The sequence below is a fragment of the Yersinia fenwicki genome, assembly GCF_043099325.1.
Taxonomy (GTDB): Bacteria; Pseudomonadota; Gammaproteobacteria; order Enterobacterales; family Enterobacteriaceae; genus Yersinia.
Genome location: NZ_CP170755.1, coordinates 4,696,269 through 4,723,104, shown reverse-complemented (window position 1 = coordinate 4,723,104; position 26,836 = coordinate 4,696,269). Strand labels below are relative to the sequence as shown.

Below are 26,836 nucleotides of genomic sequence, written 5' to 3'. Positions count from 1 at the left end.
GGCGGACTCCACTCGAACAAGATCAATAAAAGAAAGAAATCAGGATTTTTTGTAACTCATCGTTTTTGACACACGCCAATATGGCCTGTAGCAAGCCAAAGTGACATGCGAACCGTTTTTCGGTTGTTTTTACGACTAACATCCCCCCACGATCTCGGAGTAGTGATCCCAGAGTAGTGGATGTGATCGGAATGGCGGATCATAGCGCAAAAGGAGCAATAGATCCTCCCCTTCCTCACAGATTAGATCCTTTTTATCCACAGGGCATAACTTCTGCTGGGAGTGTAACCTGGCGCACAGCTTTTCGTGCCCCTCAACAGCCAAGATCCGAAAGTATTTCGGAATATACTGGTATCACCTTCCCTTTTTCCAATCACAGATCCTCATTAATATGCAAAGGATCTCACGGCGATCCTTGCGATTTGTCAGGGAGTCCGTATAATCCTCAGCCCTACGTGTGATGCCTGTTCTCTTGATGACCTCGGTCAAAAAGAAACCAGCGGTGAACACGGACAGGCTCTTGGTAAACTCCCGATACAGAAAACTTCTGTGCGGGCGGGCGCAATGTCAATTGACTCAGGACTGTACAATTATTACAATCCCGCTTCTTTATATGTTGCGATTGAGGCGTCGGTGTCTTCACTCCGAGCAGCCAAACGCGTTTACTGAATCAGTAATTATTTTAAGTTTAGGTAGAAATCGCTATGAAACGCACTTTCCAACCGTCCGTATTGAAGCGCAACCGTAGCCACGGTTTCCGTGCTCGTATGGCCACCAAAAATGGTCGTCAAGTTCTGGCTCGCCGTCGTGCGAAAAGCCGTTCTCGTCTGACTGTTTCTAAGTAATAAAAGCTAACCATCTAAGTGGTTAAGCTAGCATTTCCTAGGGAGTTACGTTTGTTAACTCCCAGTCATTTCACTTTCGTCTTCCAGCAGCCACAACGGGCTGGCACGCCGCAAATCACCATCCTCGGCCGCCTGAACGAGCTGGGGCATCCCCGCATCGGTCTTACCGTCGCCAAAAAACATGTCAAACGTGCTCATGAACGTAATCGGATCAAACGCTTAACCCGCGAAAGCTTCCGGTTGCATCAACATACGTTACCGTCTATGGATTTTGTCGTTTTGGTGAAAAAGGGTGTGGCTGACCTCGATAACCGTGCGTTGACGGAAGCTTTGGAAAAATTATGGCGTCGCCACTGTCGCCAGGCTCCCGCATCCTGATCGGGCTAATCAGGGGCTATCAGCTCGTGATTAGTCCGCTGTTGGGGCCGCGTTGTCGTTTCCATCCGACATGTTCTCATTACGGAATTGAGGCATTGAGCCGGTTTGGTATGATAAAAGGCAGTTGGTTAACACTGAAACGCGTATTAAAATGCCACCCTTTGAACCCAGGTGGCGATGATCCCGTGCCGCCGAAACCCGACGATAACAGAGAACACTAACGATGGATTCGCAACGCAATCTTCTACTCATCGCTCTGCTGTTCGTGTCTTTCATGATCTGGCAAGCCTGGCAAGTGGACAACAATCCACAACCAGCCGCTCAGACCACGCAACAGACTGCGAATACTGCTACCGGTGATAAAGCAAGCCAGGCCGTGCCAGGCAGTGGTCAGGGTCAACTGATTACTGTAAAAACTGATGTGCTGTCTCTGACCATTAATACCCGTGGCGGTGACATCGAGCAGGCTAACCTGCTGGCTTACCCGGATGCTCTGGGTTCAGATAAAACTTTCGAATTACTGGAAACTACCCCTGCGTTCATTTATCAGGCGCAAAGTGGCCTGACAGGTAAAAGCGGTCCGGATAATCCAGCTAACGGCGAGCGCCCACTGTTTGAAGTTCCTCAAACCAGCTTTGTATTAGCTGATGGCCAGGACGAACTGCGTATTCCATTGACCTTCACCGGCAAAGATGGCTCCGTTTTCACCAAGACTTTTGTGCTGAAACGTAATGACTACGCCATCGGTGTGGATTATCACGTTAAAAACGTCTCTGCTGTCCCGCTGGAGCTGACACTGTTTGGTCAGTTAAAGCAAAGCATCAACTTGCCTAAACACCGTGATACCGGCAGCAATAACTTTGCGCTGCATACTTATCGTGGTGCGGCTTACTCTTCTGATGAAACTAAATATAAAAAATATAGCTTTAGTGATATCGAAGATAAGAGCCTGGACATCACCACCAAAGGCGGCTGGGTTGCGATGTTGCAGCAATATTTTGCAACCGCATGGATCCCAACAGCTAACGAAACCAACACCTTCTATTCCGCTGACTTGGGTAACGGTTTAGCGGCTATCGGCTTTAAAGGTGCACCGGTCGTTATTCAGCCAGGTGAGCAGAAACAACTGGGTGCCACCTTGTGGGTTGGCCCAGAAATTCAGGACAAAATGGCCGCTATCGCGCCACATCTTGACCTGACTGTTGACTATGGTTGGTTATGGTTTATCTCTCAGCCACTGTTCAAACTGTTGAAATTCATTCACAGCTTTGTCGGTAACTGGGGCTTCTCCATCATCGTTATTACCTTTATCGTGCGTGGTATCATGTACCCGCTGACTAAAGCGCAATACACCTCGATGGCGAAAATGCGTTTGCTACAGCCTAAACTGGCTGCCATGCGTGAGCGTATCGGCGACGATAAGCAGCGTATGAGTCAGGAAATGATGGCGTTGTACAAAGCTGAGAAGGTTAACCCGCTGGGTGGCTGTTTACCGCTGGTCATTCAGATGCCAATCTTCCTGGCGTTGTACTACATGTTGATGAGTTCCGTTGAATTGCGTCATGCGCCATTCATCTTGTGGATTCATGACTTGTCAGCACAAGACCCGTACTACATTCTGCCAATTCTGATGGGTATCACCATGTACTTCATTCAGAAGATGTCACCGACTACCGTGACTGACCCGATGCAGCAGAAAATCATGACCTTCATGCCAGTTATCTTCACAGTGTTCTTCCTGTGGTTCCCGGCCGGTCTGGTTCTGTACTATATCGTCAGTAACCTGGTGACCATCCTGCAACAGCAGTTGATCTATCGTGGTCTGGAAAAACGTGGTTTACACAGCCGCGATAAGAAAAAACAGTCTTAACATGATAGATACCCCAAGTCATTGGAGTCATAGCTAGATATCCAAGCCACTGGTATACATCAGTGACTTGGGGAGCAGCTAACAACGCTGTAACTTCAAATACGAAGGGTATATGAGGCGGTCATAATTATATGACCGCCTTATTCTTTTAAAGAGAGGCATACCATGAGCACCACTGATACTATCGTGGCACAAGCAACACCTCCAGGCCGTGGTGGCGTTGGTATTTTACGTGTTTCAGGTCGCGCTGCCGCCGCGGTTGCGCAAGCAGTTTTGGGGAAATTACCCAAGCCACGCTATGCCGATTATCTGCCGTTTAAAGATGTCGATGGCAGTACGTTGGACCAAGGTATCGCGCTCTACTTTCCTGGGCCAAATTCCTTCACCGGCGAAGACGTACTGGAGCTGCAAGGTCATGGTGGCCCAGTCATACTGGATTTACTGTTAAAACGCATTCTGGCCCTGCCAGGGCTGCGTATCGCACGCCCAGGAGAGTTCTCTGAGCGCGCATTCTTAAACGACAAGCTGGATCTGGCACAAGCAGAAGCTATTGCTGATCTCATTGATGCCAGCTCAGAGCAAGCAGCACGCTCGGCAGTGAATTCATTACAGGGCGCATTTTCAGTCCGTATCCATCAATTGGTGGAAGCACTTACTCACTTGCGAATCTACGTCGAAGCTGCGATTGACTTCCCAGATGAAGAAATTGATTTCCTGTCTGATGGCAAGATTGAAGGTCAGTTGAATGGGGTGATGGCAGATTTGGAACAAGTGCGCACTGAAGCCCGACAAGGCAGTTTGCTGCGCGAAGGGATGAAAGTGGTCATTGCGGGCCGACCGAATGCCGGAAAATCAAGTTTACTCAATGCGTTAGCGGGACGTGAAGCCGCAATTGTCACCGATATTGCTGGCACCACTCGTGATGTGTTGCGAGAACATATTCATATCGATGGGATGCCATTGCATATCATTGATACAGCAGGCCTACGGGAAGCCAGTGACGAAGTTGAGCGCATTGGTATCGAACGTGCGTGGCATGAGATTGAACAAGCTGATCGGGTGCTATTTATGGTTGATGGCACCACCACTGACGCCACTGAGCCGGCTGCTATCTGGCCAGAGTTTATGGCGCGCTTACCAGCTACACTGCCGATCACCGTGGTACGCAATAAAGCTGACATTACAGGTGAAACCTTGGGTCTGACCGAAGTAAATGGTCACTCACTGATTCGCTTGTCAGCCCGCACCGGTGAAGGCATTGACCTGCTCCGTAACCATCTCAAACAGAGTATGGGCTTTACCAGCAACACCGAAGGCGGTTTCTTGGCCCGCCGCCGTCATTTGCAAGCGCTGGAAACGGCCGCACAACATCTGGCACAAGGTCACGAACAGTTAGTAAGCGCTTACGCTGGTGAGTTACTGGCGGAAGAATTACGTTTAGCGCAACAGTCATTGAGCGAAATTACCGGTGAATTTAGCTCTGATGACTTACTGGGGCGGATTTTCTCCAGTTTCTGTATTGGAAAATGAGTGTGATGCCATAGAGGTATTTTGATAAGCTTGCTCTATGAGTCTGAACCGTCCATCAATCTGAACACGGCTCAAACACTTAACTATATCTATAAACCTGAGGTATCCATGATTATAAAACCACGTGTACGCGGCTTTATCTGTGTGACTGCTCATCCGGCGGGCTGTGAAGCTAACGTCAAAAAGCAAATCGACTATGTCACCGCAGAAGGCCCAATCGCTAACGGCCCAAAAAGAGTATTAGTGATTGGTGCGTCAACTGGGTACGGGCTGGCTGCCCGCATTACAGCAGCATTTGGTTGTGGTGCCGATACACTGGGCGTGTTCTTTGAACGTCCGGGTGAAGAAGGCAAACCAGGCACCTCTGGTTGGTACAACAGCGCCGCATTCCATAAATTTGCCGAGCAAAAAGGCCTGTACGCGAAAAGTATCAATGGCGATGCTTTCTCCGATGAGATTAAACGTCTGACAATTGAAGCTATCAAGCAAGATTTAGGTCAGGTTGATCAAGTCATCTACAGTCTGGCTTCACCGCGCCGTACTCACCCAAAAACTGGCGAAGTGTTTAACTCCACACTGAAGCCAATTGGCCATGAAGTGAAGTTCCGTGGCCTTGATACTGATAAAGAAGTTATCAAAGAAGCGGTGCTGCAACCGGCAACTCAAGAAGAGATCGACAATACTGTCGCGGTAATGGGTGGCGAAGACTGGCAGATGTGGATTGATGCACTGCTGGAAGCTGGCGTATTGGCCGAAGGCGCACAAACCACAGCGTTCACCTACCTGGGCGAAAAAATCACCCATGATATCTATTGGAACGGCTCTATTGGCGCGGCTAAGAAAGACTTGGATCAAAAAGTTCTGGCGATCCGCGATAGCTTGTCTGCTCATGGCGGCGGCGATGCGCGTGTTTCAGTATTGAAAGCGGTCGTGACTCAAGCCAGCTCCGCAATTCCAATGATGCCACTGTACCTGTCACTGTTATTCAAAGTGATGAAAGAGAAAGGTACTCATGAGGGTTGTATCGAGCAGGTTTATTCACTGTATAAAGATAGCCTGTGTGGCAGCGCGCCGCATATGGATCAGGAAGGTCGTCTGCGTGCAGATTACAAAGAACTGGATCCTGAAGTTCAAAACCAGGTACAGCAGTTGTGGGATCAGGTGACCAACGACAATATTTACCAGTTGACCGATTTCACCGGCTATAAAACCGAGTTCTTAAATCTATTCGGTTTCGCCATCGACGGTGTGGATTATGAAGCCGATGTTAACCCTGCGGTGAAGATCCCTAATTTGATTCAGGGCTAAACTCAGGTTTATATCGCAACAACCCACTGCATATGATGCAGTGGGTTGTTAATCTACTGATCGCACCCCTCTCGTTATTCCATCTGGATATACTCTCTCCTAATCCTATATATAGATAATGGATAAGCTAAGTCTATATTCTTCGTTTACGGAGAACCCAATAGCCTGCAACCTTGTGAATAAATTCCTCTTTAGAGTCTGAATTAATATTTATTCCACAGGGAAATGATGATGAAAATACGCTCGCTGGCAATAGCCTTACCTGGTTTAATTATTTTAACCTCATTGAATGCCCATAGTGAGGAGAAGAAAGTCATCAAATTAGGATTTAATCCTGGCCCCTATAAAGAGCAATTTGAGAAAGGCGTAGCACCTTATCTCATAAAGAAAGGCTATAGCGTCGAATATAAAGACTTCAATGATGGAATTCAGGTCAATAACGCCGTCAGTACTGGTGAAATTGATGGCAACATCATGCAGCATCCGATTTATCTGCAAGCGATAAATGACCGCTTACGAATTGATAATACTAGAATTGTTCAGGTTCCAACCCCACCGATGGGTCTCTATTCTAATAAGCATAAAAAAGAAGATAAGCCCAAAGATGGTGCATGGATTTCAGTCCCAAATCAGCCCTCAAACGAATACCGGGCAGCGCTATTACTGCAATCTATTGGCTGGATAAAGCTGAAAGAAAAAATTGATCCTGCCACCTTCTCCCAAAGAGATATTGCAGAAAACCCTTATCATTTGGTCATCAAAGAAATGGATAACGCTCAACAAGTCAGAGCATTACCTGATGTCGATTACGGTGCTATCCAAGGCAATTTTGCGGTTTCTAATGGAATAAAACTGACTTCTGCCCTGCAACTTGAAAAACCCACCTCTCAGTTTGTTAATGTGGTGACCGTTGCCGGTAAAAATAAAGATGCCGAGTTTGCCAAAGATATTATTGCAGGATATCACGCTCCTGAATTCAAAAAATATATTCTGGAAAACGAGAAGTACACAGGTTATATGCTGCCTGATTATCTAAACTAATGGAATAACAGATGATTGAGCTTCAACATATTTCTAAAACATTTGAACGTAAAGATATAAAACTACAGGCACTTAATGATGTTCATTTAACTGTCGAGAATGGCGATATATTTGGCATCATCGGCTACAGTGGTGCAGGGAAAAGTACCTTATTACGGATGGTCAATTCACTGGAAAGCCCAACGGCCGGAAATGTCACTATTGATGGCAAGAACCTGCATGATTTCAGCCAAGAGCAACTCCGGTTATTGAAAAAAAATATTGGCATGATATTCCAGAACTTTAATTTACTGGAATCAAAGACTGTTTTTAAAAACGTCGCAATGCCACTTATTTTATTAGGGAAAAACAAAAAATTCATTCAGGTACGTGTCGCTGAACTGTTGGATTTTGTCGGGCTGGGGGATAAAAGTCACAGTTTTCCTAGCGAATTATCAGGCGGGCAGAAGCAACGGGTCGGTATTGCCCGTGCGCTGGCAACTAATCCATCTATTCTGCTGTGTGATGAGGCCACCTCATCACTAGACCCCCAAACTACCGCTCAGATTTTATTGTTACTGAAGAAAATTAATCAGCAATACAATATTACGGTTTTACTGATTACTCATGAAATGTCCGTTATTCAAAAAATCTGTAATAAGGTGGCGGTTATGGAAAACGGTCAAATTATTGAGCAAGGTTCGGTATTGAAGGTATTTGGTCATCTAACTCATCCTACAACCATTAACTTTGTTCGCACCGTCATCAAAGATAGCTTACCCGAAAGTGTGAAAAAGCTATTGAATAATAGCCATACCGGTCGTCAATTCCGTTTGGCATTTGTCGGAGCTATAGCCACCCAACCGGTAATCAACCAGCTAATTAGGAAATACGATATTGGCGTCAATATTCTGTTTGCCAATATGTCAGAAATACAAGACACCACACTGGGCCATATGGTGCTGTTATTAACCGGCGAGAATCACACCATTGATAGCGCTGTTAATTATCTGGCAGGAACAGGAATTGATATACAGGAAATAAATTGATGATCGAAACCGCAATTACGTTAGACCAATTCGTCCAAGCGCTACGCGACACCTTGGTTATGGTCAGCATTTCATTAGTGATCGGTTCCCTTATTGGTATTCCTTTAGGCATTTTACTGGTAGTGACCCGGCCGGGCGGATTAATTAAAAACCGTACTTTTTATAATATTCTTAATCCCATCATCAATATCATCCGATCACTGCCTTTTATTATTTTGATGGTGGCGATTATCCCGCTCACTCGCCTTATTGTAAATACCACCATAGGAACACCGGGGGCGATTGTACCGCTGATTATTTTTATCGCGCCCTATATTGGCCGCTTAGTAGAAAACTCACTGCTGGATGTAAATCCTGGCATTTTGGAGGCAGCGAAATCAATGGGAGCCACCCCATTACAAGCCATTTGGTATTTTTTACTGCCCGAAGCACTCTCATCTTTAATATTGGCGCTGACCACAGCCACTATTGGTTTGATTGGCGCGACTGCGATGGCAGGTACCGTCGGCGGCGGTGGGATTGGCGATTTAGCCATTACGTATGGTTATCAGCGCTTTGATACTTTCGTCACTATAACCACGGCCATTGTATTGATTATCACCGTGCAGTTAATCCAATCGCTGGGTCATTTATTTGCCAGTAAAATTCGCCGTGAGTCATAAATAAAACTGAGGTTAATGATAAACCCATTGGCAAGCTAGGTGTGTGAAGGGGCGAGTGCTCCTAGGGCCGCTCCGGTCGCTTACGCGACTACGACCCCAACGGAACATTTCCCCTTCAATCGACTTAGCCAGCAGTCTTAACCCCTTCTGATATTTAAAAGGGGTTAATTTTTTGGCATAACAGCAATATATACCCTAAATAATTCGAGTTGCAGGAAGGCGGCAAGCGAGATACTAATCGGTCGGGAACCGATTTGTACAGCATTTATGCTGCCCGCAGGGTGGGCCTCAGGGATGAGGCTCAGTAATCCCGATGAGCTTACATAAGTAAGTGATTCGGGTTATTGAGCGTAGCCAACACACATGCAGCTTGAAGTATGACGGGTATAAAATTACACCTTAAAGCCGCTAATCACACTTTCTAACTGTAGGGTCTGATCCTGCATAGCTTGAGCCGCCGCCGCGACTTGTTCCACCAGGGCTGCATTTTGTTGCGTTGAGTTATCTAATTGATTAATAGCCAGATTAACCTGCTCGATACCCAAACTTTGCTCCTGGCTTGATGACATAATTTCATTCATTAATGCCGCCACATTAGAAACCCCACTCATCAGGTCATCCATCGTGGTACCCGCATCTGCCACCAAACCCGTGCCGATCGCAATATCAGCCACTGAGTCTTCAATCAGCTTTTTAATTTCACGAGCAGAAGTCGCTGAGCGCTGTGCTAAATTACGCACTTCAGAAGCAACTACCGCAAAACCTCGCCCTTGCTCACCCGCCCTAGCTGCTTCTACCGCCGCATTCAATGCCAGGATATTAGTTTGGAAGGCAATGCTATCAATCACACTAATAATATCGACGATTTTCTTCGACGAATGGTTGATTGACCCCATAGTATCCACCACTTTCTTGACCACCGTACTGCCTTTCACCGCCACTGTGGAAGCATCCATCGCCAGCTGGTTAGCATGGCTGGCATTATCCGCATTCTGTTTAACGGTACTGGTCAGTTCATCCATTGAAGCAGCCGTTTCTTCAATCGAACTGGCTTGATCTTCAGTTCGAGCGGATAAATCCAAATTACCACTGGCAATTTGGCGCGATGCCGACGCGATAGCTAAGCTACTTTCACCGACCTGACGCATTATTTGCTGCAAATAGTCGATAAAATCGTTGAAACTCTGGTTAATGGCATTGAATTCCGGACTACTGCTTTGTGGTAAGCGCTGGGTTAAATCAGCCCCTCCTGCAGATAATGCGGTAATATTCTCTTTCAAAGCCGCCAGACGTTTCATAAAGACGCGGATAGAGAATACCAAGAATAGTAGCAATATCAACATGATGGGAATCTGTACTAACCCCAAATGCAGCAAGATACTGTGGCTCTGTTTGACCAATAAGCTGGTTGGCAGGTCAGTGACCAAATACCACGGGCTATTGGCGATCGGACGTATAAACAGGGTATGAGAGGTTCCATCAACATCAAATTCACTTTCCAGTGATTTCTGGTCTTTCATCTGAGCCAATAACCGCTGTGTTTCTGCCGCCATTGGTGAGTTGGTAGCAAAGTCGGACAGATTTTTTAATTCTGCTTTGCCATCAGTCAAGGCGCTACTGCCTACAATCTTGCCATCAGCTTCAACAATCAGAATGGTGCCATTGACTTTCTGTTCCATCTCCTTAACCAGGCGGTTAAAGAAGCCTAAAGTGACATCAATGGTAGAAACACCATAAGCCTCATCACCTTTATAAATCGCCATTGCACAGTTGGTTCTCGGCTGCGGGCTGGCATCATCCTGATAAGCTTTCGCCCAGGCACAGAAACCTTTCGGGGCATTTAAGCCATCTTTGTACCACGGTTGTTCAAAATAATTTTGTGACTCTGGCGAATTCCAGTGGGTATTCACCGTTAATTTATTTTCCCCATTACGGGCAAAGAAAGTGCTGAATTTTATCACCCCTTGCTCGCGTTTATTAGGTAATGGCCAAATCCCACCACCAAAGACATTGCTGTCACCATATTGATCCACTAACCCCGGCAATAATGAGTCAATGGTATTACTGTCCATGATGGCAACGGCCTGGGTAATACTGCGGGCTTGTGCTTCCACCTTGTTCATTTGTGCGGTGATTGCAGTCGCGATTTGATCAACGCTATTACTAACAATGGTACTTTCAGATTGTTTAAGTTGTGGTGTCACAAAAAGCTGAATAACCACCACGGTGATTATTAGCAAGAAAATGAAAAACGCACTAACGAGTAAGGTGAATCGGGCTTGAGTGGTTTTTAGCATTATCGTGTCGCTCAATGTAAGAGAGCTGGATAGCTCCAGATCTATTAACGGCATTCCACTCATAGACTTGATAACAGTAAGAAACGATTTTTCCGTTTTTATCCTGCGATCACAATTTCAGTGCAATAAATCCACAACTGAGACTCATTTAAGTGAAATTTAAAGAGATAACAGGATAGATAGTCATTGTTTTATCGCATAAGTTTGCCCTACTCTGGGGATGGAACAGCACCATTTATTCACTTATCGGGAGCATGCAATGTCACAACCATCCCTTAAAATCGTTACCCTATTGGGTAGCTTGCGTAGTGGTTCCTACAATGCCATGGTGGCGCGAGCGCTGCCTAAATTAGCGCCAACTGGTATGATTATTGAAGCTTTGCCGTCTATTCGTGATATCCCGCTTTATGATGCTGATCTTCAGCAGGAAGAGGGGTTTCCGTCCACGATTGAGACCATTGCTGAGCAGATTCGTCAGGCCGATGGGGTCATTATCGTGACACCGGAATATAACTATTCTGTCCCCGGCGGGTTGAAGAATGCCATCGACTGGTTATCTCGTTTACCCAACCAGCCACTCGCCAACAAACCGGTGACCATTCAGACCAGCTCTATGGGGCCGATTGGCGGAGCGCGTTGTCAGTATCATCTACGCCAGATTTTGGTTTTCCTTGAAGCTATGGTGATGAATAAACCTGAATTTATGGGCGGAGTCATTCAAAGTAAAGTCGATGAACAAGCTAAAGAACTGACAGATCAAGGAACGCTGGATTTTCTGGCCAAACAGCTTGCGGCCTTTGCCACTTACATTGAGCGTGTTCGGGTGAAATAACTCTCGAAGGTTACAAAACCCCCACGGCACACGGTATTGGGGGTTTCCTCTGTATAGCGCCCTATGTTATCAATAGCCACCTTCTCTTTTGTGGATACGACCCACTCATGGCCTTTAAAATCACTGTCTGGTTTATCCTGACCCTGATGTCCACTCTCTGGCTGGGCTGGTACGGGCTGAACACACAACAAGCTGAGCGAGAAGTCGATTTTCGTACTATTCATCGTGAATTGAGCCAACAGTTGGCGCAGCAGCAAGCGATTTTATTTTTGGCGTTGGAACCGAGCCAACTGGTGCAATTACAGCGTCATTTCCCACAACTGGTAGCGATAAACCAAACACCAGCAGATCAATCGAAACCCGGTCAACTCACCTTGCACCTGCAGGATGGAGATTATCGTTTAGCGAACTCCTACAGTGGCAGTGGTTTGCAGGTTAATGCCCAGAAGTTACTGCAAGTGGTGGGTTTACCGCCCCATTTTGACAGTCTGGTATTGCGCTATCAGCAGCATCAACTCGCGATTTTAGGCCATTCAGCGCCTGAAAGTTTCTGGCAGTGGCAAAAACCGGTGGGCGAAGGGTCGCAATCTTTCACATTAATCGGTCATGCCACCCCAGTTTGGCGTGATTTACCCTGGTTCACCGCCCTACTACTTTCACTGATAATAGCCGCCGCCTTGTACAGTTGGCACCGCTGGCAACTATTGGCTCAGCACCGTTTACATGCCGAGCAGCGCGCCAAATTTGCCGATCAAGCCAGACTCAATGCCATGGGAGAAATTGCAACCGGCATCGCCCATGAATTAAACCAGCCGCTCACCGCAACATTGACCTATAACCAGACCGCGCTACGCCTGTTACCACCGCAAGATGAGAAAGTCGCCCCACTGCTGGTGGCCTCTGTCGAGCAAATCAAACGCATTGCCGCTTTATTAGACCGGCTGCGAACCCTACTCAGCCGTGGGCAGATAAATTTTCAACCGGTCGTGGTGGCTGATATCTGGCGGCGAGTGAATGTGTTGTTGAGTCAGGAAATAACCGCGGCGAATGTCAAAATCATAAATGTGATTCCGGCAAATCTATCCACACTGCAAAGTGATCCTTTATGGCTGGAGCAGGTTTTTCATAATTTACTCAGTAATGCCATTCAGGCGATCCAACATACACCTACCCCGACGGTGACTTTCACCATAAATATGACATCTAAACAATGGGTTATTCAGATTGAAGATAACGGGCCGGGGCTCACTCATCAGCAGTTAGATAGCCTGTTTACTCCCTTCTATACCACTCGAGAGAGCGGGTTGGGCTTAGGGCTGACTCTTTGTGAAACCTTAGTACAACGGATGGGAGGCGACATAAAAGCGGGAAACCATGAACATGGGGGCGCTTGCTTTACCCTCACTTTTCCTCTAATTGCCGGGAGTACACATGACAAAGCACATTTATCTGATTGATGATGATGAGGGTGTTCGGGCAGCGTTGAGCGCATTACTGACGACCATGGGCTGGGAGGTTAAAGCATTCAGTAACGGCCAGATATTCCTCGATACCTTTGCCATTACTCAGCCAAGTTGTGTACTACTCGATATTCGTATGCCGGGTAAAAGTGGCATGACAATATTAGACGCTATCCAAGAGCGAAATAGCACCCTGCCGGTCATCATTATGACGGGGCATGGTAATGTTGAATTATGCCGCCGGGCCTTTAAAGGTGGTGCGCTAGAGTTTTTAACCAAACCTATTGATGCCGATGTCCTGATCGAAACCGTCAGTATGGCGCTAGAGCAGCATGAACAATCGCTGACAGCCCATAAGCAGCGGGCGAGCTATCAACAGCTATTCAACCAACTCTCTGCTCGCGAACGGGAAGTTGCCGCCCTGATTATTCAAGGGGAAACCAGCAAACAGATAGCCCATACATTGTCGCTGTCTCCACGAACGGTTGAAGCTCACCGCGCGAATATCTTTGCCAAGCTAGAGGTCAACTCGCTGGCATTACTTATTTATCACTATCACTTATCCTCCCAATAATCCCCAAGGCAATTGGCGTTACAGGTAAGCCAATATACTCTAAATAATTCGAGTTGCAGGAAGGCGGCAATTGAGAGAATCCCCTGGAGCTTACTCAAGTAAGTGACTGGGGTGAACGAATGCAGCCAACGCACATGCAGCTTGAAGTATGACGAGTATAGGTAGAAGTACCTAGTAAAACGGGTAGTTAGCCGAATGTTTTTTCACCACTTTTCGCCGTAGCATAGCGTTACTGTGAGGAATTCACTTCGCTAACAATAAGGATTTTATATGATCAAGCCTATTGCCCTGACCTCTGCCTTATTTATCGGCCTGATAACTCAAGCTTCTGCTGCGGGTCTGAATACTGAACGCAATATCTCTTTGGCTCTGGCCACCGATGTAGCAAACCGTACCCTTGCCCTTTGCCAGGCTGACGGCTATAACGTTGCGGTCACCGTTGTGGATCGCGCTGGCATCATCAAAACTGTACTACGTGCTGATAATGCAGGCCCACATACCGTAAAAGCCAGTGAGCAAAAAGCCTTTACTGCGCTGTCGACCAAAACACCAAGTGGGACAGTTATGGAAAACAGTCAGAAAACACCCGCGGCCAATAACCTGAAAGATATTCCCGGTTTCTTACTCTTAGGTGGCGGTGTGCCAGTGAAAGCAGGAGATGAAGTGGTTGGTGCGATCGGTGTTGCTGGTGCGCCCGGTGGGCATCTGGATGCACAATGTGCCACAAAAGCACTGGAGCAAATCAGCGCTCAGTTGAAGTAATACAGTATTCAATAAAACGGCCCACTTTCCATACTGAGAGCGGGCCGTTTTGCTATTTGCTATTAATGCTCAACAGAATTTGCGATCAGTGATCAACAAACGCAATTTTCAGCACAAACAGTAGCGCAACTACCACCACGCAGGGGCTGATCTCACGCCAGCGACCAGTACCGAGTTTCATCAGGCAGTAAGAGATAAAGCCCAGCGCGATCCCTTCAGTAATCGAGAAACTGAACGGCATCATCACTGCGGTAACAAACGCCGGAACGGCTTCGGTCAGGTCATCCCATTTCACACGGGATAGGCTGGATGTCATCAACACGCCAACATAAATCAACGCACCGGCTGCGGCGTAGGCAGGTACCATTCCCGCCAGTGGAGAAATAAACATCACCAGCAGGAATAAAATCCCCACCACCACCGCAGTTAAGCCAGTACGGCCACCGACAGAAACACCAGAAGAGCTTTCGATATAAGCCGTCACTGATGACGTACCAATAAACGCACCGGCAACAGAGCTGATACTGTCTACATAAAGCGCTTGTTTCATGCGCGGGAACTTGCCTTTATGGTCGGTTAAACCGGCTTTATCCGTCACACCAATCAATGTACCGGATGAATCGAACAGGTTAACCAGCATGAAGGAGAAAATAATTCCAGCCATACTTATATTCAGCGCACCAGCTAAATCGACCTGCCCAACCACTGAGGTCACACTTGGCGGCATGGAGAAGATGCCAGAGTAATGGACATCACCCAGCGCCCAGCCAATTAATGTCGTCACAACAATCGATACCAGGACTGCGGCGTGGATATTGCGAGATGCCAGAACCGCGATAATAAAGAAGCCCAGCGCCCCCAACAACACACTGTGAGAGGTTAGATTGCCTACTGCGACTAACGTATCTGGGTTTGCGACCACGATGCCCGCATTTTTCAGCCCCATCATCGCAATAAACAGGCCGATACCGCTGGTAATCCCCACCCGCAGACTCAGCGGAATGTTAGCAATCATCCAATATCGGATACGGAAAATGGTGAGCAAAAGGAAACCGATTGCGCCCCAAAAAATAGCCCCCATGCCGACTTGCCATGAAATACCCATCGCGCCAACCACTACAAAAGCGAAGAAAGCATTAAGCCCCATCGCCGGTGCCAGAGCGACCGGTAAGTTAGCTAATAGGCCCATAAAGATGCTACCAAAAGCAGCAATCAGGCAGGTCGTCACAAATACGGCCTGCACATCCATACCCGCAACCCCTAAAATCTGTGGGTTAACGAACACGATATAGACCATAGTCAGAAAGGTCGTAATACCTGCAATTAGCTCAGTACGTGCCGTAGTCCCATGTTGCTTCAGTTTAAAAACACGTTCGAGCAGCCCCTGCTCAGTATCAAGGTTTGGTTTACTCATTCGAGGAGTTCCGCAGAAGGGAGTGATAGTTAGGGATATCCTATAACAAAAAAACCGTCGTTTAGAGAGAGATCACACTCTATTTGGCTATTTTTTATCTGCCGTGTTGCGCAACAGATGATTAAACATTAACCATTATTTATTCAACTTATTGAATTTTATTCATTTGATATGAGTAATATCGATACCGGAGTAATTAACCATCGCATTCTGGAGCAAGATAGTTAAAGTGGGATAAAGAGGGTTGGTATGATTAAAGGGAGAAATAAGTGAGTAATATTGAATGCGTTATGTTCGATTGCGACGGAACGTTGGTCGACAGTGAAGTCTTGTGTTGTCGGGCCTATGTCGTAATGTTTGCCCATTATGATATTCACCTGTCACTGGAAGAAGTGATTAAGCGTTTTAAAGGCGTAAAACTCAATGAGATTGTCGCGCGGGTGAGTCAAGAAAACGGCCTGGATGAACCCATAGAAAAGCTGGAAAAACTCTACCGTGCCGAAGTTGCGCGCTTATTTGATGCCGAGTTGCAACCCATCGCTGGTGCAAAAGCCCTGTTAGAGCAAATCACGTTGCCGGTTTGCGTAGTGTCCAATGGGCCGGTGAGTAAAATGCAGCACTCTCTTGGGCTGACCGGGTTACTGCCGTTTTTTGAAGACAAACTTTATAGCGGCTATGACATCCAGCGTTGGAAGCCCGATCCAGCACTCATTTACCATGCGGCTGAAGAGATGCAGGTCGCGGCCGAGCGCTGCATTTTAGTTGAAGACTCAGCAGCCGGTACCCATGCCGGTATAGCCGCAGGAATACCGGTATATTATTACTGCGCCGACCCGCATAACCAGCCGATTCACCACCCATTGGTCACTATGTTTGATGATATGCGGCAACTGCCTGACTTATGGCGCGCAAGAGGCTGGCAGATTACCCGCCATTAACTTGCTGGTAATACCGGCTTATTTTGCCACCAGCGCCATGACCGTTTAATGGCGCTTTGCTTGTTAATCGTATGTTGTGGGCTAAAACGGCGATTAAGACCATTGGCTAATAAGTCCAGTGTCAGACATAAAACGAAATAGACCAATGCCACAAACAGGAACACTTCCATCGGGTAAACCATGCTGCGGTTATTAACCTGAGTTGCCAAAAATGTCAGTTCATTTACCCCGACGATATAGGCCAGCGAGGTGTCCTTAATCAAAGAGATCCATTGATTAATGAATGATGGCACCATCATGCGTAAGGCTTGTGGCAAGATGATAAACCACAAAACCTGCCAGCGATTGAAACCTAACGACAAACCCGCCTGCCACTGTCCAGCCCCGATTGCCACGATCCCCGCTTTCACGGCATGAGCCAGATAAGCCGATGCAATCAATGCCAGCGCGCATACTACCGTGGTGATTTCCGGTATATCTACACCAAAGACAATTGGCAGTAGAAAATACGTCCAAAAAATCAACATAATCACCGGAATGGCACGGAAAAACCCTAGAACTGCGGCCAATACTCCGGCCCAAACACCACGGGACATCGCCAACACCACGCCCAGCACCGTACCTAAAATTGCCGAAGCCACGCCAGCCAACAGACTAATCAGCAACGTTAATGCAGCTCCACCTAATGGGCCATCAGGAAAAGTGCCCCATAACAGATAACTCCAGTTATCAGCAATAATCGTGAAATCCATCTCAATGCCCCCTAGCGAGGATTCGCTGCTGACGCCACATACCCCAGGCCTCAATCAACGCAATAATCGCGATATACAACACTGTCGCAACACCGAAAGCCTGGAATGTCCGTAATGTTTCAGTTTCAACCTGACGAGAGGCATAAGAAAGCTCAGCCACTCCAATAGCCATTGCTAACGACGAGTTTTTAATAATATTCATATATTGGCCAAGTAACGGCGACATCGCTATCTTCAACGCCTGCGGCAACACCACATGGCGCATAGCCTGCCACCCCGTCAACCCCAGTGCATGGGCAGCATACTTTTGTCCCTTCGCCACCCCGCTTATCCCCGAGCGCAACTCTTCAGCAATAAATGCCGTGGAATAGCAGGTCAACCCGATAAAACCAGCCAAAAATTCGAAAGAAGGCCAACCGAGGGTTAACCCGAAAAACATGATTTCATGAGGCGTATTAAGCCAAGGAATCCACGATGCAGGTAGAAACTGACTGGCAGCGAAGTACCAAAAGAACAACTGGATCAGCAGTGGTGTGTTGCGGAATAGGGTGCTGTAACCAATGGCAAACCATTGCAGCCCTTTGAGTTCACTGTCTCTGGCGGCGGCCAGCAAAAAGCCCAACAACGTCGATGCCACCACCGTGCAGGCTGAAATCCACAGCGTCAGCAGAAAACCGTGCCACAACCAGCCAAGATATTGCGGGGCCAGTAACCAGTCGGTGAGGTGATGTAGATTCATATATTCTGATACCCATATCTGCTTGAAAGCAAACAGCCCTGCATCATAACAATGCAGGGCTTTGGTGTTTTCAACATCACATTGAATTACGCTTTAGGCTGTTGATCCAACGGTGCAAACTTGAAATCACCACGAGGTTGAGCAGCTTTAGTTTCTGGCCCGAACCAGCGGTCATAAATTTTTGCCGCTTCGCCATCTTTTTCCAGTTTAACCAAAGTCTCGTTCACTTCAGCAGTTAAACGATCTTCGCCTTTAGGAATACCAATACCTTGATACTCTTTGGTAATACTGAATGGTGAAATTTCAAAATCTGCTTTTTGTGCCGCAGGCAGGTTACCCAGTAGCCCGACTAATTTGGCATCATCTTGAGTGATAGCTTGGACATTACCATTGCGCAAAGCGGTAAATGCCACAGGAGTATCATCATAGGAAATGACTTTCGCGGTTGGATAACGGTCACGCAAGGTTATTTCCTGTACCGTGCCTTTATCCGCACCGATACGTAATTTGCCGATATCTTCTGGCGTTTTCAGCACACCCTTATGAGCAATAAATTTCTGTCCAGTGGCAAAATACGGCAAGCTGAAGTTCACTTCCTTGGCGCGGTCATCAGTAATGGTGAAGTTGGCAGCAATCAAATCCACTTTTTTAGATGTCAGTAATGGAATACGGTTAGCTGGGTTGGTTGCCCGTAATTCAACTTTTACGCCTAAATCTTTCGCAATAGCATTCGCCACATCCACATCATATCCCACCAATTTTTTAGTCTGTGGGTCGATGTAACCAAACGGAGGGTTGCTATCGAAAACGGCAATCCGCACCACCCCTTCCTTCTTGATATCATCCAGTTTATCTGCATGAGCCGCACCAGAAAGTGTGGCTAAGCTTGCTAACAACGTCAGTGCCAGAACGCTTTTTTTTGTGGATAGAGATTGCTTCATTGAAAGCTCCTAAGATGATTTAGATGTTGCGATGTGTGTAAGCTATCAAATTCGGCGTTAGGTCAGGAAATAATATAAAACGATATATTTATAACCAAACAATCTCAGTGAATGAATCTCATTATATTAATAAAAAATCACTATTTAAGGAGTGCGGGAGCAAAGGAGAGAAACTCGGGAAATGGCCCCCAACCATACCTTAACCTTCGGTATGATTGGGGTAAAAAGGGTTACTTTTCAGTCTTATTAGAAAGTAGCTTTTCTAAATCGTCGCCACCCAAGTGACGGAAATCATGCCCTTTGACAAAGTAGAAGATAAATTCGCAAATATTTTGGCACCGATCCCCAATACGCTCAATTGAACGGGCACAAAACAGCGCTGTTAACACGCTTGGTATGGTGCGCGGATCTTCCATCATATACGTCATCAACTGGCGCACAATGCCTTCATATTCCTGATCAACTTTCTTATCTTCGCGATAAATTCGAATAGCTTCATCCAAATCCATGCGGGCAAAGGCATCCAATACATCATGCAGCATCTGCACAGTATGACGCCCTAAAGACTCCAAACTGACTAACAGAGGCTGGTGTTGATGCGAGAATTTTTCCAGCGCAGTACGGCAGATTTTATCCGCCACATCACCGATACGCTCTAACTCAGAAATCGTTTTAATGATGGCCATCACCAAGCGCAGGTCACTCGCTGTGGGTTGGCGTTTGGCAATGATGCGCACACAGGCTTCATCAATGGCCACTTCCATCATATTGACCTTCTTATCGCCAGCAATAACCTGTTTTGCTAACTCACCGTCCTGATTGTGCATGGCGGTGATCGCGTCAGATAATTGTTGCTCCACCAGCCCGCCCATGGTCAAAACCTGGGTGCGAATATGTTCAAGTTCTGCATTGAACTGGCCGGAAATATGTTTATTAAGATTCAAGTTATCCATGATACTTCCCATACTTATAATCAGGCAGAATGAGTGCGGTATGGATCTATCCCAGTAGGCGTAATTGTTGCAGTCAGTTTTGAACACGGACAGCGCGTAATAACCGGAGCGTACACGTAGTACGTGAGGATTCTGAGCACTGCCTTGGTTCAAAATGGCAAATAAAATAGCCATAATGGAGTAGATCCTTCAGCCATAGCGACCGGTGATATAATCTTCCGTCTGTTTTTGCTGTGGCGCGGTAAACAGGGTATCGGTATCACTGAATTCAATTAACTCACCCAGATACATAAATGCCGTGTGATCTGAGCAGCGAGCCGCCTGTTGCATGTTGTGCGTCACAATCACAACGGTATAGTCCGACTTCAACTCACTAATCAGCTCTTCAATTCGACCGGTAGAAATAGGGTCAAGTGCTGAGCAAGGTTCATCAAGCAACAACACATCAGGGCGGATGGCGATACCACGGGCGATACATAAACGCTGCTGCTGTCCACCGGACAAGCTATAACCGCTCTGGTGCAGCTTATCCTTGGTTTCATTCCACAAAGCCGCTTTGGTCAATGCCCATTGCACGCGTTCATCCATATCAGCGCGAGACAAGTTCTCAAACAGTTTCACACCAAAAGCAATGTTATCGTAAATCGACATTGGGAATGGCGTAGGCTTTTGGAAAACCATACCCACTTTGGCCCGCAGTAACGCAATATCTTGTTTATCGGTCAGGATATTCTGCCCATCCAGCAAAATATCACCTTCAGCACGCTGATCCGGGTACAACTGATACATTTTATTGAATGTACGTAGCAGTGTTGATTTACCACAGCCTGATGGGCCAATGAATGCTGTGACTTGGTTTTTGGCAATATCCAGCGAAATATTCTTCAGCGCATGGAATTTGCCGTAGTAGAAGTTCAGATCGCGAACCTGAATTTTGCTGTTGTTGATGTCAGTAGCCATACTCATCAAGACTTCTCTCTTTTAGCCAATGCCGCCGTAGCCGCATTTTGGAATTTATTGGCGAATCGTTATTTTCTTTGCTAATTAATGGCACTTTTTCAGCCGATTAATATTTTTTCTTAGCGAAAATAACGCGAGCCAGAATATTCAATAACAGTACACATAGCGTGATTAACAGCACCCCGGCCCATGCCAACTGCTGCCATTCGGCAAACGGACTCATGGCAAACTTAAAGATAGTGACCGGCAGGTTAGCAATAGGCTGACTCAAATCGGTGCTCCAGAATTGGTTGGAGAGCGACGTGAACAGCAAAGGTGCCGTTTCACCGGCAATACGTGCAACTGCCAGCAAGATCCCGGTCAAAATACCTGATATAGAGGCTTTCAACGTAATGGCCGATATCATGCGCCATTTTGGCGTTCCTAATGCGTAAGCCGCTTCGCGCAGGCTATCAGGCACCAGTTTCAACATATTTTCAGTGGTACGGATAACAATCGGTATTTGTAACAGCGCCAGAGCAATCACCCCAGCCCAGCCCGAGAAATGCTCCATCTTGGCAACTACAATGGTGTAGACAAACAAGCCAACCACGATAGAAGGAGCTGATAGCAAAATGTCATTAATAAAGCGGGTAATTTCTGCCAGCCAGGATTTACGGCCATATTCCGCCAGATAAATTCCCGCCATGATGCCCAGTGGGGTGCCGATGACGGTCGCCCACAGAATTAATAATCCACTCCCGGCAATGGCGTTAGCTAAACCACCGCCAGCGGTATTCGGTGGTGGTGTCATCTCGGTAAACAGCGCCAAAGACATACCGTCGATACCTTTGGTGACGGTAGAAAATAAAATCCACACTAACCAGAACAGGCCAAACGCCATAGTTGCTATTGAAAGTATCAAGGCAATACGATTCTTTTGACGACGCCAGGCCTGCTTTTTACGGCGGGTTTCCATCAGCGTCGCATCACTTTGCATATTCATCGTTGTCATCTTAGCGCCCCTCTTTCTTAGCCAGACGCAAAATCATTAGCTTAGATAAAGCCAGTACGATAAAGGTAATAACAAATAAGATTAGACCCAGTTCCATCAACGCGGCGGTATGTAAACCAGATTCAGCTTCAGCAAATTCATTTGCCAACGCAGAGGTAATGCTGTTGCCCGGCATAAACAGCGAGAAGCTGTCGAGCTGGTAGGTGTTACCGATAATAAAGGTCACTGCCATGGTTTCACCCAACGCACGACCCAAGCCCAACATCACACCGCCGATAACACCATTTTTGGTATAAGGCAGCACAATGCGCCAAATCACTTCCCATGTGGTACAGCCAATACCATAGGCCGACTCTTTCATCATCACGGGGGTTTGTTCGAACACATCGCGCATAACTGCGGCAATGTAAGGAATAATCATGATAGCCAGGATGACACCGGCGGCCAGAATACCAATACCGAATGCCGGGCCAGAGAACAATACGCCAACAATGGGGATGCCGGACATCACATTGCCGACGGGCTCTTGGAAGTAGCGGGCAAACAGCGGAGCGAAGACGAAAAGACCCCACATACCGTAAACAATACTTGGGATAGCCGCCAGCAGTTCAATCGCAACACCCAACGGGCGTTTTAGCCAGTTCGGCGCGAGTTCAGTGAGAAACAGGGCAATACCGAAACTAACAGGAACCGCAATGAGCAAAGCGATAACCGAGGTAACAACCGTACCGTAAATCGGCACTAATGCACCAAACTGTTCAGCTGGAGCATCCCACTCTTTAGTCCACAGGAAAGCCCAACCAAATTTCTCGATACTTGGCCAGGAAGCAATAATCAGTGAAACGATAATGCCGCCTAACAGAAATAGCGTAATCAGCGCAGCCAGTTTAACCAGCGCACTGAAAATGATGTCACCGTATTGACTCGGTGCTTTGATTGTCGGCTTGCCAGCCATAGACTCTCTTCTCATCTGAGTGTTATATCCCCCTCGTACTTGGAGCTGTAGGGGTGTTGGCTGCGTTCACTAACCCGAATCACTTACACCAGTAAGCTCATCGGGATTAGCTCAATTGCCGCCTACCTACAACTCCAATTACTTTAGATATAAGGTGATTTTATAAATAACTTATTACAGGTAAAACGGACTTCAATCAAAAGATTGGCTTACCGCTGCTGTCTTTAATCTGAGTTTTCCAGGCGGCACGGACTTGCTCAACAACTTCAGCTGGCAATGTTGCATAATCCAGCTCGTTGGCTTGCTTAGCACCGTGGGTGTAACCCCAGTCAAAGAACTTCAATACTTCAGCGCCGTTAGCGGCATTTTTTTGCTCTTTGTGTACCAAGATGAAAGTTGTTGATGTAATTGGCCATACATCATCACCTTTTTGATTGGTTAAATCTTGAGCGAATGTTTTGCTCCAGTCTACACCTTTTGCCGCGGAGCTAAAGCTGTGCTCAGTCGGGCTAACGGGTTTGCCATCAGCAGAAACCAGTTTGGTGTAAGCCAGGTTATTCTGCTTGGCGTAAGCATATTCTACATAGCCAATCGAGCCAGGTAGGCGCTGTACGAATGCGGCGATACCGTCATTACCTTTGCCACCCAAACCAGTCGGCCAGTTAACAGTAGAGCCTGCACCCACTTTTTCTTTCCATTGTGCATTCACTTTAGCCAGGTAGCTGGTGAATACGAATGAGGTACCGGAACCGTCAGCACGGCGCACTACAGCGATATTTTGATCGGGTAATTTAACGCCTGGGTTCAATTTAGTAATAGCCGGGTCATTCCACTTTTTCACATTGCCCAGATAGATATCACCCAGTGTTTTACCGTCTAAAGTCAGCTCACCGGATTTAATGCCAGGGATATTCACGGCCAATACCACACCGCCAATCACTGTCGGGAATTGGAACAAACCTTCAGCAGCCAGTTTGTCGTCTGCTAATGGCGCATCAGAAGCACCGAAATCTACAGTATTGGCAATAATTTGTTTCACGCCGCCTGAAGAACCGATCCCCTGATAGTTAACTTTGTTACCTGTTTCTTTCTGATAAGAATCTGCCCACTTGGCATACACCGGCGCGGGGAATGTCGCACCTGCACCTGTCAGGCTTGCAGCAGCGAATACGGACACAGTGGTCATAGATAAAGTCGCTGCCACAATGCTGGCTACGGTGGTACGCATCAGTTTCATAATCCCTCCTAATGGGATATTAGAATTAACTCTAAAGTTTTTTCATCAGATTAAGTATGGTGCAGGAGGGAAAATAGGACAGTTTAATGACAGAAAAATGTACGAAATATTACAGTTATATTACAATCAAGAAGAGTTTAAATAAATACATTTAATATCAATAAATTAACATCAATTTATGGCAATTGCTTTATCCTTTATTTCGCAAAAAACTCACTTTACCCGTGATAACACCCCCCATTACTGGTTTGTTTTTTGCGCAAAAATGACTCTTTATGAATAAACTATAAATACAAAAAAGCCGACAAGATGCCGGCTTTTTTTATACGATTTTCCGCTTATTACTCAACTGTGACCGATTTTGCCAGATTACGAGGCTGATCCACATCGGTACCTTTGATAAGTGCGACATGGTAAGACAACAACTGTAGCGGCACGGTGTAGAAGATAGGGGCAATAATCTCTTCCACATGCGGTAGCTGAATGATTTTCATGCCTTCGCTATCAGTGAAACCTGCATCTTGATCAGCGAATACATACAGTAAACCGCCGCGTGCGCGCACTTCTTCAATGTTAGATTTCAGTTTTTCCAACAATTCGTTATTTGGCGCGACCACGATGACCGGCATGTCAGCATCAATCAATGCCAATGGGCCGTGTTTCAATTCACCCGCAGCATAAGCTTCGGCATGAATATAAGAAATCTCTTTCAGTTTCAGCGCACCTTCCATCGCAATCGGGTATTGATCACCACGACCCAGGAACAATGCATTGTGCTTATCAGAGAAACCTTCAGCCAGCGCTTCAATGGTTTTATCCAGAGACAGCATCTGCTCGATGCGTGCAGGCAGCGCCTGTAACGCATGAACAATATCGTGCTCCAGACTGGCATCAGCACCTTTTAACTTGCCGATACGCCCCACCAGCATCAATAACACCGTCAACTGAGTGGTAAAGGCTTTAGTTGAGGCCACGCCAATCTCGGTTCCAGCTTTGGTCATCAAAGCCAAATCTGATTCACGAACCAGCGAAGAACCGGCGACGTTACAAATTGCCAGCGAACCTAAGTATCCTAACTCTTTGGATAAACGCAGAGCAGCCAGCGTATCCGCAGTTTCACCCGATTGTGACAAGGTGATCAGCAAGCTATTAGGGCGTACAGCAGATTTGCGGTAGCGGAATTCAGAGGCGATTTCTACGTCACAAGGCACACCAGCTAATGACTCAAACCAATAGCGTGAAACCATACCTGAGTTGTAAGAAGTACCACAGGCTATGATTTGGATATGTTGCACATCCGCCAGTAGAGCATCGGCTTTCGCACCAAGCTCTGATAAATCAATCGCCCCGTGGTTTAAACGGCCTTCCAGCGTATTTTTAATCGCCATCGGCTGTTCATAAATCTCTTTTTGCATGTAGTGGCGGTAAACACCTTTATCGCCGGCATCATATTGCACCTGAGATTCGATTTCAGGGCGCTCAATAGCATTCCCCTGTTTATCAAAAATAGCGATGCTACGGCGAGTCACCTCAACCACATCCCCTTCTTCCAGGAAGATAAAGCGGCGGGTTACCGGCAACAGTGCCAGTTGGTCGGAGGCAATAAAGTTTTCACCTACGCCACAGCCAATCACCAGCGGGCTACCAGAACGGGCAGCGACCAAGCGGCTTGGGTCACGGCTATCCATCACCACAGTGCCGTACGCACCACGCAATTGCGGGATCACACGTTTAACCACTTCCAGCAAAGAACCGCCTTGCTGTAACTCCCAATGCACCAGGTGAGCAATAACTTCAGTATCAGTTTCAGAACTGAAACGGTAGCCACGGCTAATCAATAATTCACGTAACGGTTCGTGATTTTCGATAATACCGTTGTGAACCACGGAGATATAGTCAGAAACATGAGGGTGCGCATTAGCCTCTGATGGCTCACCATGAGTGGCCCAACGGGTATGTGCAATCCCGGTTCCACCATGTAAATCCTGATTTTCGGCCGCATCAGACAGCGCCTGAACTTTACCCACACGACGTAAACGAGTCAGATTACCTTCAGCATCCACTACAGCTAAACCGGCTGAGTCATAGCCACGGTATTCAAGACGACGTAAACCTTCGATCAGAATCTCAGCGATATCACGTTGCGCTACTGCGCCAACAATTCCACACATCTGTTTTATTCCTATTTAAGATTCTTTTAGAACCTTGTCGATGTCAGTGACCTGAATTTCCGGATTTTCCGGGTTCCCCGAGCCTGTAGAGTTGGGGATTATTATATTTTGTTCTGTACTCTCAGCAGCAATATATAGGCTAAAAATACAGGGCAAAATATCCCTTCAATGCAGAATAACTAAGATTGAAGGGAC

At 46.8% G+C, this 26,836-nt stretch carries 25 protein-coding genes; 14 read left to right on the top strand and 11 right to left on the bottom strand.

The genetic code is table 11. The annotated features are described in order from the left end of the window. The first annotated feature begins 704 nt into the window (after positions 1 to 704). From rpmH to ACF3VQ_RS21435, 9 genes are all read left to right on the top strand, one after another. Positions 705 to 845: a 50S ribosomal protein L34 gene (gene rpmH / locus ACF3VQ_RS21475; RefSeq protein WP_002220736.1), complete on the top strand. Its 141-nt coding sequence runs from the start codon at positions 705 to 707 to the stop codon at positions 843 to 845. 18 nt (positions 846 to 863) lie between these two features. Then, on the top strand, positions 864 to 1,223 hold the full coding sequence (gene rnpA, locus ACF3VQ_RS21470) for a ribonuclease P protein component (protein ID WP_025380108.1): 360 nt from the start codon (positions 864 to 866) through the stop codon (positions 1,221 to 1,223). Continuing rightward, the gene (gene yidD, locus ACF3VQ_RS21465; RefSeq protein WP_005161103.1) at positions 1,187 to 1,444 is read left to right on the top strand and encodes a membrane protein insertion efficiency factor YidD; all 258 of its coding nucleotides are present in this window, start codon (positions 1,187 to 1,189) and stop codon (positions 1,442 to 1,444) included. Before rnpA ends, yidD begins: the two co-directional genes overlap by 37 nt. A 2-nt stretch (positions 1,445 to 1,446) precedes the next feature. Continuing rightward, entirely contained in the window at positions 1,447 to 3,093 is a 1,647-nt protein-coding gene (gene yidC / locus ACF3VQ_RS21460) for a membrane protein insertase YidC (protein WP_392432901.1), read from the top strand. A 165-nt stretch (positions 3,094 to 3,258) separates the two neighbouring features. Continuing rightward, complete coding sequence (mnmE, locus tag ACF3VQ_RS21455) at positions 3,259 to 4,623, top strand: tRNA uridine-5-carboxymethylaminomethyl(34) synthesis GTPase MnmE (protein ID WP_019084188.1); 1,365 nt, start codon at positions 3,259 to 3,261, stop codon at positions 4,621 to 4,623. 108 nt (positions 4,624 to 4,731) lie between these two features. Then, positions 4,732 to 5,931 (top strand): enoyl-ACP reductase FabV, encoded by a 1,200-nt coding sequence (gene fabV, locus ACF3VQ_RS21450; RefSeq protein WP_005161110.1) that lies wholly within the window; start codon positions 4,732 to 4,734, stop codon positions 5,929 to 5,931. 231 nt (positions 5,932 to 6,162) lie between these two features. After that, positions 6,163 to 6,972 carry a MetQ/NlpA family ABC transporter substrate-binding protein gene (locus ACF3VQ_RS21445; protein ID WP_392435753.1) on the top strand — a complete coding sequence of 270 codons (810 nt, stop codon included), beginning with the start codon at positions 6,163 to 6,165 and terminating at the stop codon, positions 6,970 to 6,972. 11 nt (positions 6,973 to 6,983) lie between these two features. Then, positions 6,984 to 8,000 (top strand): methionine ABC transporter ATP-binding protein, encoded by a 1,017-nt coding sequence (locus ACF3VQ_RS21440; protein WP_392432900.1) that lies wholly within the window; start codon positions 6,984 to 6,986, stop codon positions 7,998 to 8,000. Continuing rightward, positions 8,000 to 8,662, top strand: coding sequence for a methionine ABC transporter permease (locus ACF3VQ_RS21435; protein WP_392432899.1), 663 nt, complete (start codon positions 8,000 to 8,002; stop codon positions 8,660 to 8,662). The genes ACF3VQ_RS21440 and ACF3VQ_RS21435 overlap by 1 nt, the downstream gene beginning before the upstream one ends. A 392-nt stretch (positions 8,663 to 9,054) precedes the next feature. Here the strand turns inward: ACF3VQ_RS21435 and ACF3VQ_RS21430 are convergent, their stop codons facing one another. Continuing rightward, complete coding sequence (locus tag ACF3VQ_RS21430) at positions 9,055 to 10,959, bottom strand: methyl-accepting chemotaxis protein (RefSeq protein ID WP_392432898.1); 1,905 nt, start codon at positions 10,957 to 10,959, stop codon at positions 9,055 to 9,057. A gap of 259 nt (positions 10,960 to 11,218) precedes the next feature. Here ACF3VQ_RS21430 and ACF3VQ_RS21425 point away from each other — a divergent pair, with 259 nt between their 5' ends. The 4 genes from ACF3VQ_RS21425 to ACF3VQ_RS21410 all read left to right on the top strand — a co-directional run bounded on the left by ACF3VQ_RS21425 (position 11,219) and on the right by ACF3VQ_RS21410 (position 14,587). Next, positions 11,219 to 11,791, top strand: a complete 573-nt coding sequence (locus ACF3VQ_RS21425; RefSeq protein ID WP_392432897.1) for an NADPH-dependent FMN reductase — start codon at positions 11,219 to 11,221, stop codon at positions 11,789 to 11,791. Between the two features lie 107 nt (positions 11,792 to 11,898). Then, positions 11,899 to 13,248: a sensor histidine kinase gene (locus ACF3VQ_RS21420; RefSeq protein WP_392432895.1), complete on the top strand. Its 1,350-nt coding sequence runs from the start codon at positions 11,899 to 11,901 to the stop codon at positions 13,246 to 13,248. Further along, positions 13,223 to 13,825, top strand: a complete 603-nt coding sequence (locus ACF3VQ_RS21415; protein ID WP_392432894.1) for a response regulator transcription factor — start codon at positions 13,223 to 13,225, stop codon at positions 13,823 to 13,825. Before ACF3VQ_RS21420 ends, ACF3VQ_RS21415 begins: the two co-directional genes overlap by 26 nt. A gap of 270 nt (positions 13,826 to 14,095) precedes the next feature. Then, complete coding sequence (locus tag ACF3VQ_RS21410; RefSeq protein ID WP_392432892.1) at positions 14,096 to 14,587, top strand: heme-binding protein; 492 nt, start codon at positions 14,096 to 14,098, stop codon at positions 14,585 to 14,587. Positions 14,588 to 14,672: 85 nt separating this feature from the next. On the opposite strand, the gene ACF3VQ_RS21405 is transcribed toward ACF3VQ_RS21410, so the two are convergent. Next, positions 14,673 to 16,001 carry an NCS2 family permease gene (locus ACF3VQ_RS21405; RefSeq protein ID WP_392432891.1) on the bottom strand — a complete coding sequence of 443 codons (1,329 nt, stop codon included), beginning with the start codon at positions 15,999 to 16,001 and terminating at the stop codon, positions 14,673 to 14,675. A gap of 269 nt (positions 16,002 to 16,270) precedes the next feature. Between ACF3VQ_RS21405 and yieH the strand changes: the two genes are divergently transcribed. Beyond that, on the top strand, positions 16,271 to 16,939 hold the full coding sequence (yieH, locus tag ACF3VQ_RS21400; RefSeq protein WP_392432889.1) for a 6-phosphogluconate phosphatase: 669 nt from the start codon (positions 16,271 to 16,273) through the stop codon (positions 16,937 to 16,939). On the opposite strand, the gene ACF3VQ_RS21395 is transcribed toward yieH, so the two are convergent. The 9 genes from ACF3VQ_RS21395 to glmS form a co-directional block, all read right to left on the bottom strand. Continuing rightward, entirely contained in the window at positions 16,936 to 17,691 is a 756-nt protein-coding gene (locus ACF3VQ_RS21395; protein ID WP_392432887.1) for an amino acid ABC transporter permease, read from the bottom strand. The two genes, yieH and ACF3VQ_RS21395, sit on opposite strands and share 4 nt — an antisense overlap. A 1-nt stretch (position 17,692) precedes the next feature. Then, entirely contained in the window at positions 17,693 to 18,430 is a 738-nt protein-coding gene (locus ACF3VQ_RS21390) for an amino acid ABC transporter permease (protein WP_392432885.1), read from the bottom strand. Between the two features lie 86 nt (positions 18,431 to 18,516). Continuing rightward, a complete protein-coding gene (locus ACF3VQ_RS21385) occupies positions 18,517 to 19,371 on the bottom strand; it encodes an ABC transporter substrate-binding protein (protein ID WP_019081474.1) in 855 nt (284 codons plus the stop codon). Between the two features lie 230 nt (positions 19,372 to 19,601). Next, positions 19,602 to 20,324, bottom strand: a complete 723-nt coding sequence (gene phoU, locus ACF3VQ_RS21380; RefSeq protein ID WP_048618616.1) for a phosphate signaling complex protein PhoU — start codon at positions 20,322 to 20,324, stop codon at positions 19,602 to 19,604. A 189-nt stretch (positions 20,325 to 20,513) separates the two neighbouring features. Continuing rightward, positions 20,514 to 21,290, bottom strand: a complete 777-nt coding sequence (pstB, locus tag ACF3VQ_RS21375) for a phosphate ABC transporter ATP-binding protein PstB (RefSeq protein WP_004713904.1) — start codon at positions 21,288 to 21,290, stop codon at positions 20,514 to 20,516. A 100-nt stretch (positions 21,291 to 21,390) separates the two neighbouring features. Then, positions 21,391 to 22,278 (bottom strand): phosphate ABC transporter permease PstA, encoded by an 888-nt coding sequence (gene pstA, locus ACF3VQ_RS21370; protein WP_392432882.1) that lies wholly within the window; start codon positions 22,276 to 22,278, stop codon positions 21,391 to 21,393. Between the two features lies 1 nt (position 22,279). Beyond that, positions 22,280 to 23,248 carry a phosphate ABC transporter permease PstC gene (pstC, locus tag ACF3VQ_RS21365; RefSeq protein WP_155410464.1) on the bottom strand — a complete coding sequence of 323 codons (969 nt, stop codon included), beginning with the start codon at positions 23,246 to 23,248 and terminating at the stop codon, positions 22,280 to 22,282. Positions 23,249 to 23,429: 181 nt separating this feature from the next. Continuing rightward, positions 23,430 to 24,470: a phosphate ABC transporter substrate-binding protein PstS gene (gene pstS, locus ACF3VQ_RS21360; protein WP_392432881.1), complete on the bottom strand. Its 1,041-nt coding sequence runs from the start codon at positions 24,468 to 24,470 to the stop codon at positions 23,430 to 23,432. A gap of 341 nt (positions 24,471 to 24,811) precedes the next feature. After that, positions 24,812 to 26,641 carry a glutamine--fructose-6-phosphate transaminase (isomerizing) gene (gene glmS, locus ACF3VQ_RS21355; RefSeq protein WP_392432880.1) on the bottom strand — a complete coding sequence of 610 codons (1,830 nt, stop codon included), beginning with the start codon at positions 26,639 to 26,641 and terminating at the stop codon, positions 24,812 to 24,814. Positions 26,642 to 26,836: the final 195 nt, after the last annotated feature.

Coding starts and splice junctions, on each gene's coding strand:
- ACF3VQ_RS21415 (WP_392432894.1), top strand. CDS start 13,223: ATGACAAAGCACATTTATCTGATTGATGATGATGAGGGTGTTCGGGCA.
- pstB (WP_004713904.1), bottom strand. CDS start 21,290: ATGAGTATGGCTACTGACATCAACAACAGCAAAATTCAGGTTCGCGAT.
- fabV (WP_005161110.1), top strand. CDS start 4,732: ATGATTATAAAACCACGTGTACGCGGCTTTATCTGTGTGACTGCTCAT.
- pstC (WP_155410464.1), bottom strand. CDS start 23,248: ATGAGAAGAGAGTCTATGGCTGGCAAGCCGACAATCAAAGCACCGAGT.
- yidD (WP_005161103.1), top strand. CDS start 1,187: ATGGCGTCGCCACTGTCGCCAGGCTCCCGCATCCTGATCGGGCTAATC.
- ACF3VQ_RS21430 (WP_392432898.1), bottom strand. CDS start 10,959: ATGCTAAAAACCACTCAAGCCCGATTCACCTTACTCGTTAGTGCGTTT.
- ACF3VQ_RS21420 (WP_392432895.1), top strand. CDS start 11,899: ATGGCCTTTAAAATCACTGTCTGGTTTATCCTGACCCTGATGTCCACT.
- mnmE (WP_019084188.1), top strand. CDS start 3,259: ATGAGCACCACTGATACTATCGTGGCACAAGCAACACCTCCAGGCCGT.
- pstS (WP_392432881.1), bottom strand. CDS start 24,470: ATGAAACTGATGCGTACCACCGTAGCCAGCATTGTGGCAGCGACTTTA.
- ACF3VQ_RS21410 (WP_392432892.1), top strand. CDS start 14,096: ATGATCAAGCCTATTGCCCTGACCTCTGCCTTATTTATCGGCCTGATA.
- ACF3VQ_RS21405 (WP_392432891.1), bottom strand. CDS start 16,001: ATGAGTAAACCAAACCTTGATACTGAGCAGGGGCTGCTCGAACGTGTT.
- ACF3VQ_RS21385 (WP_019081474.1), bottom strand. CDS start 19,371: ATGAAGCAATCTCTATCCACAAAAAAAAGCGTTCTGGCACTGACGTTG.
- ACF3VQ_RS21390 (WP_392432885.1), bottom strand. CDS start 18,430: ATGAATCTACATCACCTCACCGACTGGTTACTGGCCCCGCAATATCTT.
- rpmH (WP_002220736.1), top strand. CDS start 705: ATGAAACGCACTTTCCAACCGTCCGTATTGAAGCGCAACCGTAGCCAC.
- ACF3VQ_RS21395 (WP_392432887.1), bottom strand. CDS start 17,691: ATGGATTTCACGATTATTGCTGATAACTGGAGTTATCTGTTATGGGGC.
- ACF3VQ_RS21435 (WP_392432899.1), top strand. CDS start 8,000: ATGATCGAAACCGCAATTACGTTAGACCAATTCGTCCAAGCGCTACGC.
- phoU (WP_048618616.1), bottom strand. CDS start 20,324: ATGGATAACTTGAATCTTAATAAACATATTTCCGGCCAGTTCAATGCA.
- pstA (WP_392432882.1), bottom strand. CDS start 22,278: ATGACAACGATGAATATGCAAAGTGATGCGACGCTGATGGAAACCCGC.
- ACF3VQ_RS21445 (WP_392435753.1), top strand. CDS start 6,163: ATGAAAATACGCTCGCTGGCAATAGCCTTACCTGGTTTAATTATTTTA.
- ACF3VQ_RS21425 (WP_392432897.1), top strand. CDS start 11,219: ATGTCACAACCATCCCTTAAAATCGTTACCCTATTGGGTAGCTTGCGT.
- yidC (WP_392432901.1), top strand. CDS start 1,447: ATGGATTCGCAACGCAATCTTCTACTCATCGCTCTGCTGTTCGTGTCT.
- ACF3VQ_RS21440 (WP_392432900.1), top strand. CDS start 6,984: ATGATTGAGCTTCAACATATTTCTAAAACATTTGAACGTAAAGATATA.
- glmS (WP_392432880.1), bottom strand. CDS start 26,641: ATGTGTGGAATTGTTGGCGCAGTAGCGCAACGTGATATCGCTGAGATT.